11 protein-coding genes are annotated in these 12,734 nt (G+C 35.9%); all 11 read right to left on the bottom strand.

Features of this window, described 5'->3' with window-relative positions; genetic code table 11:
• Positions 1-6: 6 nt before the first annotated feature.
• Positions 7-1,398 carry an amino acid permease gene (locus QSJ81_RS01865; RefSeq protein ID WP_285715714.1) on the bottom strand — a complete coding sequence of 464 codons (1,392 nt, stop codon included), beginning with the start codon at positions 1,396-1,398 and terminating at the stop codon, positions 7-9.
• Positions 1,399-1,415: 17 nt separating this feature from the next.
• Positions 1,416-2,624, bottom strand: a complete 1,209-nt coding sequence (ilvA, locus tag QSJ81_RS01860; protein ID WP_285715713.1) for a threonine ammonia-lyase — start codon at positions 2,622-2,624, stop codon at positions 1,416-1,418.
• Positions 2,625-2,930: 306 nt separating this feature from the next.
• Positions 2,931-3,587, bottom strand: a complete 657-nt coding sequence (locus QSJ81_RS01855; RefSeq protein WP_285715712.1) for a helix-turn-helix transcriptional regulator — start codon at positions 3,585-3,587, stop codon at positions 2,931-2,933.
• A 161-nt stretch (positions 3,588-3,748) separates the two neighbouring features.
• Positions 3,749-4,627, bottom strand: coding sequence for a radical SAM/SPASM domain-containing protein (locus QSJ81_RS01850; RefSeq protein ID WP_285715711.1), 879 nt, complete (start codon positions 4,625-4,627; stop codon positions 3,749-3,751).
• A 128-nt stretch (positions 4,628-4,755) separates the two neighbouring features.
• Positions 4,756-5,928, bottom strand: a complete 1,173-nt coding sequence (locus QSJ81_RS01845) for a MalY/PatB family protein (protein WP_285715710.1) — start codon at positions 5,926-5,928, stop codon at positions 4,756-4,758.
• Between the two features lie 10 nt (positions 5,929-5,938).
• Positions 5,939-7,009 carry a M24 family metallopeptidase gene (locus tag QSJ81_RS01840; RefSeq protein ID WP_285715709.1) on the bottom strand — a complete coding sequence of 357 codons (1,071 nt, stop codon included), beginning with the start codon at positions 7,007-7,009 and terminating at the stop codon, positions 5,939-5,941.
• 58 nt (positions 7,010-7,067) lie between these two features.
• Complete coding sequence (locus tag QSJ81_RS01835; protein WP_285715708.1) at positions 7,068-8,294, bottom strand: PTS fructose transporter subunit IIC; 1,227 nt, start codon at positions 8,292-8,294, stop codon at positions 7,068-7,070.
• 99 nt (positions 8,295-8,393) lie between these two features.
• Complete coding sequence (locus QSJ81_RS01830; protein WP_285715707.1) at positions 8,394-8,714, bottom strand: PTS fructose transporter subunit IIB; 321 nt, start codon at positions 8,712-8,714, stop codon at positions 8,394-8,396.
• Positions 8,715-8,740: 26 nt separating this feature from the next.
• Positions 8,741-9,196 carry a PTS sugar transporter subunit IIA gene (locus tag QSJ81_RS01825; RefSeq protein WP_285715706.1) on the bottom strand — a complete coding sequence of 152 codons (456 nt, stop codon included), beginning with the start codon at positions 9,194-9,196 and terminating at the stop codon, positions 8,741-8,743.
• A gap of 14 nt (positions 9,197-9,210) precedes the next feature.
• Entirely contained in the window at positions 9,211-11,112 is a 1,902-nt protein-coding gene (locus tag QSJ81_RS01820; RefSeq protein WP_285715705.1) for a BglG family transcription antiterminator, read from the bottom strand.
• Between the two features lie 88 nt (positions 11,113-11,200).
• Positions 11,201-12,577, bottom strand: a complete 1,377-nt coding sequence (locus QSJ81_RS01815; RefSeq protein ID WP_285715704.1) for a Sapep family Mn(2+)-dependent dipeptidase — start codon at positions 12,575-12,577, stop codon at positions 11,201-11,203.
• Positions 12,578-12,734: the final 157 nt, after the last annotated feature.

Genomic DNA, 12,734 nt, shown 5'->3' with positions numbered 1-12,734 from the left:
AACTTTCTACCTAGCATCCTTCTGTGGTTCTAGTTCTGTTTTTGTCTGTTTTTTCCCCACACCAAAGGCATAAAAGCCCACTGTGATAATTCCAATAAATACTGCACCAACAATTAATGAAACACGAGTATCTGGATTAAACCACATTCCAATCAACACTAGGGCTAAAAATATGATGGTTATATAGTTACTAACCGGGAATAAAGGGGACTTAAAGGGATGATCTGGCATTTCACTTTTCCATTTTTCTCTAAATTTTATTTGACTGAATGCCAATACAAACCAAGGTATCATTCCAGGAAGAATACTGGCACTATAAATGTAAAGGAACAATTTTGAGTCTGGAGCTATAACATTAAAAATTACTCCTACTAGTAGGCAGGCAATTGTCGTCATAATACTATTGTGGGGCACACCACTTTCAGATACTTTACCAAAGTATTTAGGAGCTTGGCCATTTTCTGCCAAAGTATAAAGCATTCTACCTGCACTATAAATACCACTGTTGCACCCGGACATAGCTGCTGTAAGGACAACGAAATTGATAATACCAGCAGCGGCAACAATACCGACTTTAGCAAAGGTCATAACAAAGGGGCTACCAATCGCACCAATTTGGTTCCAAGGGTAAATCGTTACAATGACAAAGATCGCGCCAACATAAAAGATCAAAATGCGCCAAATAATATTTTGAATGGCTTTTCGTAACGTGTTTTTAGGATCTTCCGCTTCACCAGCTGTAATTCCCACTAGTTCTACACCTTGATAGGAAGCAGTTACTAGACACAAGGCAAACAAGAATCCTTCCAAGCCCCCAGCAAAAAATCCACCATGACTGTAAAGATTCTCAAAACCGATTGGTTGACCACCATTACCGAGGCCGAAAAAAATCATCCCAGTACCAATTACAAGCATAACTATAATTGCGATGACTTTGATTAGGGCAAACCAAAATTCAAATTCTCCATAGTATTTTACTGCTGCTAAATTGGCTGCTGCCACGATTCCTACCCCTGCCAAAGCTGGTACCCATTGGGGAATATCAGGAAACCAGTATGCAACGTAAATTCCAATTGCAGTTACTTCCGCCATTCCCACCGTAACCCATAGAAACCAGTAACACCACGCAGTCAGGAAACCAGCCAAAGGACTGACATACTTATGAGCGTAGGTAGCAAAAGAACCTGTAACGGGTTCGAGAAAAAGCATTTCTCCCATGATACGCATTACAAAAAACATAATAATACCAGCTAAGGCGTACGCTAGCAGAACGGAGGGACCAGCCCATTTTATCGTACTTGCCGACCCCATAAACAAGCCAACACCAATTGTACCTCCCAGAGCTATCAGTTCAATATGCCGCGCTTTAAGTCCTCTGGTTAATTGTTTTTCTTCCACGAGGCTCACTCCCTTTCTTATCGAATATTAACATTATAGTGACGTTGTTCCATTAACCTTTTTATTGTATAAATTTGTTCATCATCTGCGGTTTCCAATTCTAACTCTACTCTAGCACACCCCAAGGCCACATCTCTATTTTCTCGGCTGTGTGTAATAGCAAGTACATTTGCACCAGCATTAGCAATTAATTGTAATAATTGGCATAACACTCCTGGCTTATCTGAAATTATGGTATCAAAAAACACCTTACGCCCTGTCTTAACAAGCCCCTTATTAATAATACGCGTCATAGTATTAACATCAATATTTCCACCACTTATTAAGGCTGCTATTTTTCGATTTTTGTAACCAGAAAGTCTATTTAAAACTGCGGCAACGCTTGCGGCACCTGCACCTTCCGCAACACTCTTAACTCTTTCGAGTAATAATAAAATAGCACTGGCTATTTCTTCTTCATCTACCGTAACAATATCGTCTACGTACTGTTTAACTATATCAAAATTCAAATTACCAGCTGTCTTGACTGCAATGCCATCAGCGATGGTCGGAATACCATCAATAGTAACTACATGCTTTTGAGCGATTGCTTGCACCATGCTTGGCATATTCTGGGTTTGTACGCCAATTATTTTTATACTCGGCTTCATTTCTTTTAGCGCCACTGCCATCCCAGAAATAAGTCCACCCCCGCCAATTGGAACAACTACCACTTCTACATCTGGCAAATCTTCTAGCAGTTCTAAAGCAATTGTTCCCTGTCCTGCAATTACCATAGGATCATTAAAGGGATGAACAAATGTGGAGTTTTCTTCTGCCTGAATTCGTTTAGCCTCTGCATATGCTTCATCATAAACATCACCGTGTAAGACTACTTTCGCTCCATATCCCCGGGTAGCGATTACTTTTGATAAAGGAGCATGTTTGGGCATAACAATAGTAGATTGGATACCGAAAGTTGTTGCTGCGAGGGCTACCCCTTGGGCATGATTACCTGCCGAGGAAGCAATGACTCCATTTTTCTTTTCAGATTCACTAAGATTCGCAACTTTGTTGTATGCTCCTCTTAGTTTGAATGACCCCGTACGTTGTAGATTTTCCATTTTGAGATAAACATGATTGCCGCTCATCTCGCTAATGATATTGGTATACACCAGTCCTGTTCTACAAATCACCCCCTTTAAAACTTCTCGAGCCTTCTTTATTTCTTCTAATGAAACATGCATTTGATCACATCCTTACTTATATTGGCAATATACAATAGTTTTTATTCTAGCAAGTTCCTTCTATAGGACGACAGCGCCTATAAAAGATGTGCAGTTAAATTTACAACAACAAAAATCTTTCATATCGAATGATAGTGGTTTTACAATATCATCAATAACCACCCCCGCAAAAAGTAAATATAAAGTGTTTTTCCCCTTGTACCAGCATCTTATATTAGCCAGGTTTCCCCACACTTATAGTGCTATGTTATTGCAATAAGCATAAGGGAATTCCTGAGAGGTACCTAACTAGCGCTACATAAGTACTTATTTCATTGCTAAATATCTATAAATAGTACTTTCTGATGTTTTCAAAGTAGCAGCTACCTTAGTAATAGCACCTTTTATCTTAAAAATTCCATTTTCGCGTAATTCTTGAACGATTGCACTTTTTTCTTCTACTGACAATCTTTCAGCAGAAATATTATATTTGTTAATTACTTTTTTTACTGCATCATCGACTACATTAACCAAGGACGTACTTAGGGACTCTGATACTTCTTCTATATCACCAGCATGAACTGCATTACTAAACAATGCATTAACAGGAAATTCCTTAGGAATCTTATTGATAAGGTGATCTGGCGAATTTAAAATATTGACACATATCATTCCGATCAATTCTTCTTTTTCATCTTTGATATAATAAGTTGAAGATATTAATTTTTCACCACTATCAGTGCGGCTTCGGTAATTAATAAGGGCATTATGATGTAAATGAGATTTATTTTCTAATAATTTAAATCCTAAATCTGTTAAAGGACATCCTAAATACCTCCCACTTATATATCCATTCCGAATTGCAATAACCGAATTTTCTACATCTACGATATCGTGCAAAAGGACTTCACAATGGGGCCCGATAATGTCTGCAATAAAGTCTACGAGAGGGATATATCGATTTAGCAGTTTTTTGTACTCCATATAAATCCATCTTCTCCTTGTTCGAATTATCTAAATTTTCTACACTGTTATTATTATCCATTTAGTAAGAAATTCCTTCTATGATAATATTTTTTTACTATTTTATTTTTTTTATAAATAAAAAAGACCTACAATGAAGTAAGTCCTCGCCTTGCCAACAACTATTTATTAAATCTTTTTCTATACCCGCATTTTCTGCAAAGTTCTTCTACTAGATTATTACTACAAAAACCTAATCTTATATCTTCAACTCTTTTCTTACTTATAATATCAGAAAATCTGGCTTCATGAATATTGCCCAAATTAATTATTCCTTCGCCATCAAGACAACAGGGTACTACTGTTCCATCCACTAAAATAGCAATTTGATTTCTTAAACCAAAGCAAGTTCCTTTACCAAAATCCTCTTTTTCTTTTAAATCAGGCCATTTAAACTCATAATCTTGATTCAAATATATTCGGTCCCCTAATTTTAACGCTTTAGCTTCTGATAAATTACCCTGTATTTTATAAGGCAACTTAAAGGTCTCCTCAATTTTATCAATCATATCTAAATTTCTTTTTCTTTGATCTTCTGTTAATAAGGCCTCGTCTAAATTCCAAAATCGTAAGGATACTATTATTTTTGACTCCATTGCTGCTCTACGAGAAAATTCAAGGATATTGTCGATGTACTCATCTTTAGATATCTCATGCCGATTACCATCAAAGCTATGAAGGGAAAAATTTATTTGCCTTACTGCAGGTTTCTCTAGTAAAGTATTCGCTGCTTTATTTATTAAAGTACCATTTGTTGTAATATTTACCTTAAAACCCTTTTCATAACTTATATCTAAAAAACTCCCTAAGTTAGGATGTAATAAAGGTTCGCCCTTTACATGTAAATATATATAATCTGTAAAAGGTTTAATTTGATCGAGAATTTGTGCAAAAGCAGCTTCTGTCATAAATTCAGCTTTCCTTTTCGTTTCAGGACAGAAATCACATTTTAAATTACATACATTTGTTATTTCTAAATATAATTTTTTATATTTTTTCATAGGCTATAAACTCCAATTTTTATAATGCGATTCCAGCATTTCAGCTAATTTTACTAAATGAATATTAATCTGTCAAAGGAGACAAGTATAACAAGCTTCCTTGTCTAATAAAGGAGATTTACCCTAAACTAAAGCAAAACCTCTTCCATCCTTCTTAATGCTTCAAGCACCTTATCCTTTTGTGTTCCTAAGTTCACCCTTATGTATCCTTCTCCATCTTTAACAAAGTGAACTCCATTTTCAACTAACACGCCAGCCTGTAAAGCCAGCATGGTTGTAATCTCTTCTGAAGTGAGTCCAGTTCCTTGTATATTTACCCATGCCAAGTAGGATGATTCCATTTTCATCACTTTTAATTTTGGAATTTTCTTTTCTATATAGGATTCAAAAAGCTCATAATTTTCTTTTATATATGCATTTGCCCCAGCAAGCCAAGGTCTACATTGCTCATAAGCAATAATGACTCCAATAATACCAAAAACATTTGGAGAAGTGATGGAATTCTGCTCTAGTTTTTTTCTAAAACGGTTCCTTATATGCTCATTGGGTATTATGGAGTATGAAGTCTTTAACCCGCCCAAATTAAACCCTTTATTAGGAGAGGTTACTAGTATTAAATTTTCATATCTATCAGTTAGATTTAGCGCAGAATGAAATTCCCCATACATTATATGTTCACCGTGTACTTCATCCGCAATTAGTATTGTATTATGCTCTTTGCATAACCTTGCTACTTCTGTCAATTCTTCTAAATGCCAAATTCGCCCCGACGGATTGTGTGGAGAGCAAAATAAATATATTTTCGGCTTGTGTTTCTCTAACTGTGATTTTAAATTTTCAAAATCTATATAATATCTTCCTTCTACTAGCTTTAGACTATTGTAAATTCTCTTTACCCCTTGCTTTCTTGCTGCACTATCAAAGGGATCATATACTGGGGTGTTCATTAAAACACAGTCGCCACTTTCACAAAAAGCTTGTATCACATAGTGGATGGTAGAGACTGTCCCATAGGATAATGTTATCCAATCCTTCTTAACTGTCACATGGTGCATATCATATTGCCATTTTATCACCGCAGCATAAAATTCCTCGTAGCAATAGGTATAGCCTAAAACACCTCTAGAAATTGCTTCATGGAAAGCCTGTTCTAGCTCTAGCGGCATTTTAAAGTCCATATCTGCAATCCACATGGGTATAAAGTTTTCTGGCACTGACCCAAAATTTTTTTCTATTATTTTTCTATCCCATTTTCTGGATTTTTCATTTACTCGATCTGCAATCTCATCAAACTGATACATTCTCTCCCTCCTAAATCACAATTAATTCCCTAGAACTATTGGTTAGTAAGCTACAACCATCTCTTGTAATCAAAATATCTTCTTCAATCCTTACTCCACCTACATTCGGGATATATATTCCTGGCTCTATTGTAATTACCATACCTTCTCTTAAAAGTTCATCACTGTCAGGCGCAACTGACGGATACTCATGTACCTGAATTCCAAGACCATGCCCTAAATTATGTCCAAAAAAATTTCCATAGCCGCTTTTTTTAATGAACTTACGGGCAGAATCATCCAATTCTCCCATGGTAATATTGGGCTTTGCTTTTCTCAGGGCCTCTTCACCTGCAGCTTTTACTACCGCATATACGTTTGAAAGTTCCGCTGAACATCTCCCCAAGGAAATGGTTCTTGTGATATCAGAACAGTAGTAATTGTATTTCACGCCAAAATCCAGAGTGATGAGTTCCCCTTTTTTGATAATTTTATTACTGGCCTTCCCATGGGGCAGTGCACCTCTGATCCCTGAGGCCACAATACTATCAAAAGATTCTTTTTCTCCCCCTTGTTCTTTCATAAACCTTACTAATTCATTCTCCACTGTTTTTTCGCTCATACCTGCCTCGATATAGGTAAGGATATATTGGAAGGTAACATCCGCAATGTTGCAAGCTTTTTTTATATATTCGATTTCTTTACTTTCTTTGACGCTTCTAATTTTGGATAAATCTAAAGAATATAAATTACAGTTTATGCTCTCCTGAAGAGATTTATAAAAATCATAGGAAATCTCTTTTCCTTCAAAGCCAAGCTCATGTAATCCCTCTTCCATTATTATTGAATACAATCTTTTTTCTATAGTATTTTTACTGGTCAGTAATATCACTTCAAATAACTTACTTTTGCTTTTGGCTTCATCAAAATATCTAGAATCTACCAGTATATACTGATTACTCTTCGTTATTACTATATATCCAGAACTACTAAAGAGCTCCCCAAGATAATACTTATTGTGAGGACTGCTTATTAAAACGCCATCCAGTCCTTTTGTTATAATCAGTTTCTTAACATCCTCAATCCTCTTACTATAATTCATTGTTACCTCCTTATAAGAGTAGAGAACCGACTTCTCATCAGTTCTCTACTCTTATTTTTTATTCATTAACTACAAGTTTGCCATCTTTTATCAGCTTATTTCTATATAAGACATTTACCACGGCAATAAAGGTAGAGCCGATGATCAATCCTAAGATATATGGGAAAATACCTGTTATTAATGGCCAAGCCCAGATTGCAGATTCAGGGAACCATTGAATAGCCCCCATTGCTATTGCCGATAAAGCTCCTAAAATAGCACCAGTGACATAAAGGGGAATACAAAAGGCTGGTCGTTCTAAAGCAAAAGGTATCGAACCTTCGGAAATTCCCATAAATCCTAAGAAAATAGCAGTTTTACCCAGCTGATAAAATTGTTTATCATATACACTTCGCCCTACTAATTTTCTATCGATTAAAGTGCTTAAGCCTAAACCAAAGGAAGGAATTACAATTGCCAAACATCTTGCGGTTATAGGTAGGAGTTTTTCTGTCGTAAAACCAAGGGCCACAAATCCAGCAGCCTTGTTTACTGGTCCACCTAAATCAAAAGCGGTAGTTGCTGCCAACACGAAAGCATAAGCAAATTGCCCTGCACTTCCCGCCGCTTGTAACAAATCTTTTATTAGCGTATTTATCCACCCACCAAAAGGAGTAATGATAAATACCATTAGAACTAAACATGCAAAAGCTGAGATCAATGGAATTAGAAATGTAACTTTAAATGCTAACCAATCATGGGGCAAATCGATTTTCTTATTTAACCATTTTACAAAATATCCAATAATAAATGCGATGAGTATAGCTCCTAAAAATCCAGAAGCAACTGGTGCCTTTGTAACCCATTTTCCATCCATGAGACTTAACATAGCAACAGGTTTAGTCGCAATATATCCTCCAATGAAACCTGCTGCTAAAGCAGTCTTTCCACCTATAGAATTTGCAGTGAAGGCTGTAAAAATAGGAATTGCAAAACCAAAGAGTGTAAATCCGAAAATTTCCATAATGCTAGCCAACTGAAGCATTGTAAAACTAACACCATCATATTTACCCGAATTGATTGCCTCTAATATAGATACAGAGGGATCTATATTAAAAAATACATAAGGAATCAGCTGAGAGATTGCACCAATTAACCCCCCCATAATGAGTATCGGAATCATATAAGAAATTCCTGTCATGATGTGTTTGCTAAATTCTAGCCAACCAGAATTTGTGGATATGTTCTCATTTGTTTTGCTATTACTCGATGCTGTTGAACCAATGGTTCTTTTCGTAACTGCCATGGTATACCTCCTACAAATATTTTTGTGGATTCTTACCTGATTACCATTTAAATTTGTTTCTTTGCTTTTTACTCCTTTCCCGAAGATTAAGAAGCGGTTTTATTGCGCTATTAAGTCTTCTTCAATCTCCTTGATTATGCCTATTGGGTTTTTTATAACCTCTTGTAGACCAACTTCATACACTTCACAGCCTTCGAATCTTTCCATGCCAAGTGGTGTCACCGCAACAGCGTGAATGATGATTTCAGCCTCACGAATATCAATGGTTGATAATTCATTTTTAATTCCATCAGCCCCCTGGGTTTCGACCTTTACATCATACCCCATTTCTACAGCCGCTTTTCGTATTGCCTCCGCCGCCATAAAAGTGTGCGCTAACCCCATTGGGCATGCACATAAAGCAACTAATTTTTTTGCCATTTCCCTCTCTCCTTTGTTTTTATAAACTAGCTATGTAAAGCCTGTTCTATCAGAAAGAATATCCCTTCCTCATCAACGGAGTTCACCAATGCATTTTTAAATTTTTCATCTACTAGCTTCCTTGCAAGACTTGCAAGAAGCTCTAGATGAGTATTCCCTCCCTGTTCATTAAAACTTAAAATACTGATAATAATTCTTACATCTTCTTCCGTATCATTTCCCCAAGAAACTTCTTTCTGTGGTTTTAGTATAAGTATTGCAGGTTTTATAATATAGTCAGATTTTGTATGTGGGATCGCGATTCCATCACCCAAATTGGTAGCAAATTCTTTTTCTCGACTTACTAAACCTTCATAAACACCCTGCTCCTCTTTTCCAATACCTAACTCGATAGAAAGTTTAGCAATATACCTAAAATAGGCATCTTTATCCTTTAAATCTAAATTTATTTTAATATGATTTTTTGTAAATACTTCGCTCATCTAAAACGGCTCCTCTACTTAACATCTAATACTTCCATCAATTTATCAAAGTTAAAGATTTTTATAACCCTTCTTACTTCACCCTCGTCCTGAATAAACCGATACAGGTACTTAAACATTGGAAAGTTATAACTCTCCTTTTTGTTAAAACAAACCATAAAAACCAATTGGACTTCTTCTTTATTCCACATGATTGGCTTTTCCAACATCCCTACACCAATAACAGATTTATAGGATCCTTCCAAAATCGTGTGAGGAATTGCTACCAAATTACCAATCTCAGTCGATGACATCTTCTCTCGCTCTAGTACCATTTCGGTTACACTCTCATCAATAAATCCGTACTCTTTCATTGCTTGACCAATGTTTTTTATCACATCTTCCGGTGTCTCAGCTTTGACCCTGAAAAAAGCATTTTTATTAAAAGTTGCTTGGAATATTTTTTTTCTTTCTTCCTTTTCTTGAAAAACTTGATGTAACTCATTTACGATTTCATCCGAAAATACGTTTTCTATATACAGAACCGGCACTTTAAAATCTTTTTTATCCAATTTCACTGTGGAAACGATGAAATCAATATCTGCTTTTAAGGCAATATCTATGTATCTTACAGGATAGGTCCCAACGATGTTAATATTACTGATTCTTTGCTTTAGTTTTTCTGCTAACAGCTGTGACGTCCCAATACCATAGTGACAAATGATACACACCTTCTTGCCGCTTGAACTCCTCCTTCTTTCAAAGGCTGCACCAAAATGCATGGTTATAAATCCTATCTCGTCCTCATCTAAAATGACATTAAATTCTTCTTTAAGTTTTTTTGCCATAATGGTAGCTAGATTAGTTTCTATAGGAAATTTTGATTTTATTTGCTTAAGTAAAGGATTCTTCGCACTAATTCCAGCTTTGAATCGATTTATAAAAATCTTTAAATGCATAACTAATGCATTTACAAAATCAGAATCTTCCGTTAAATCAAGATCTGTAACTAACCTAATCTCTGCAAGGACTTCTTCGACAAACTTGTTTACCACATCTTTTGAATCTACTGTAAGTTTCATTCTTGTATTATAGTCATATATGATTATGCCACTGCTTAATGAAACATAAATCACCTCATTCTCATCTACAGTTAAATCAAGCTTTTTCCCTATTTCATTCATAATGAATTTAATATAATCATAATTATGAAGTCGATAGCTCTCTTGAAAAGTATTCTTCTCAATAAAACAGTTTTTTCGTACTCTTGCTACAGAAATGAGTATTCTTGTTAATAATATACTAAAGTCTTTATCGGCCAGAATAATATTACCCGCATGTAAAGCTTCCGTAAGGATTTTTTCAATTTCTTTAATTTCTTGCTTTGAAACAGTATCTAATCTCACTTCCAACGAATTATTTTCATCGCTTTTTATGGCATAATTGAGAATCAGCCCTCTTATTTTCGTTTCATCACCTACTATTTTGCTGCCATGGAAAGGCTTCGATATAATACTTAAGTCATACTCTTTCAAGATACTTTGTACATTAGCAATCAGCTTATTTGTACTAGGGATACTCAAATTTAAGGTATCACTTAACTCTTCCGCATTTGTATGACCCTTGTTAAGAAAGGTACATATAATTTTTGTAATTCTACCTTCCGTAGAATCGTCTATTTGAAAACCTTCTATGTACTTTATAGCCTTTTCGCTAATCCTCCGAATCTCCTTAGCTGGTCCCTTTATCTTATATCCAATCCCTCTTGTAGAGAAAATCTCAGCACCATAATCATAAAAAAAGTAATTTAAATCTTGGATGTATCTCTTGACTGTTCTCACAGATATCTCGAGTTGCTGACTTAATTCTTCCGCAGTTACATATTCTTCTTTTTCAGTAAGGTACTTAATAATCTGGGAATGTTTCTTACTTATCATTCCTTTATCACCATCCTACAGCTACATTGTAAACCTTTCTACCATTCATGTATCTATACGGAATGCCTTCACAAGTGCCACGCATTTTTTATAGATTAGCCAGTTCCCATAAAGCCTCAGCATAAATACCGATTGATTTTATAAAAGCGTCTTCACTTCCATACTCGTTTGCCATGTGCGCATTGCCTGCTGAGCCATCTGGAAATTCTCCACCAAATACTACTGCATTCTCCATCTCTGCTGCATAAGTCCCCGCACTAGTAACTCGAACTGGATTTTCTCTATCCCCCGTATGTTTCACATAAACCTGGTAAAGTTTCCTTACCAGTAAAGAATCCGTCTCTATATAATGAGGTTTTTTATTACTACTGACCTTTAACTCATAGCCTTCTATACCTTTATATTTTAGAAAAGCAGCAATTTTTTCTAGTATTTCTTCCACATCTAAATTTTCTGGATACCTGACACTTAAAGTTAATTCTAACCTACCACCTTCCAATCGGAGTATAGTTGGGACCATTGTAAGAGTACCGCATCTCCCTTTTTCACCCAATCCAAATATTCTTCCATCCCTATTGTTACCGGCAAACAGGAACGTCAAGTCTTCCAGCCATTTTTCTTGCAATTCCATATTCAAAAGCTGAAGCACTTTTTCAATTGGATTATTTGCTTTTTCCGGTTTAGAGGAATGCCCGCCAAGGCCAAAGAGTGTAAAACCTTTAACTTTATTTTTAGCATTGGAATATTCCAATGTTAGCTGATTCTCTTTTAAATAATCTCCTATCTTCTCCTTGTGAATCATACAATTGCTAACAGTAACATAGGGCGGAATTGTATTGTGTACCTCTCCCCCTAGTATGAACATCCTATTGTTTTCAACTTTACCACTAATCTGGAGTACCATTCCGCCTTTTTCACCGTTTATTACGGGAAATTTAGCGTCTGGCGTAAATCCATATGTTGGTTTGGGCTCCTTTTGAAAATAATACCTTATACACTTAAAACCATTTTCTTCATTTCCACCGGCAACAATTCTGATTTTTCTTTTCAAAGGTAGTGCCTTGTCCCGTATAAGTTTTAAAGCAAGGAATGTAGCAAGCAACGGTCCTTTATCATCGATTACACCTCGACCAACAAGCATGTCCCCTGATTTTAAAAGTTTGAAGGGATCGCCGCTCCACCCTTGGCCTGCTGGTACCACATCACAGTGGCCAAAGACATATACATATTCCTCGCCTTTGCCGTATTCTATATGTGCGGCGTACCCATCTACTAATTTTGTAGTAAAGCCTTCTTCCTCCCCTTTATTTTTAAACCATTCTAAAGCCTGTGCAATGTCTGTCCCAAAAGGCATCATTGCTGAGACTGTCTCATTATTATATATAGAAGGAATGCTGATCCATTGATCCAGAAGCATAAGAAATTCCTTTCTATATTTCTCAGCCTCGATTGCAAAATTTATCATGTTATTCTCTCCTTTACTCAACCCATTTACCTGACGAATAAAAAAATAAGGAGGGCTAATTCCTCCTCAACACCCTTTAACAACCAACACTAAACGAATCCTTATAGGTTAAATATGAATTTCTTGCTCCTATGCGCAAATCCCTTGTAAATAATAC

This window comes from Pelosinus sp. IPA-1, assembly GCF_030269905.1.
In the GTDB taxonomy this organism is placed as follows: domain Bacteria; phylum Bacillota; class Negativicutes; order DSM-13327; family DSM-13327; genus Pelosinus.
This window is presented reverse-complemented; position numbering and strand designations above follow the sequence as displayed.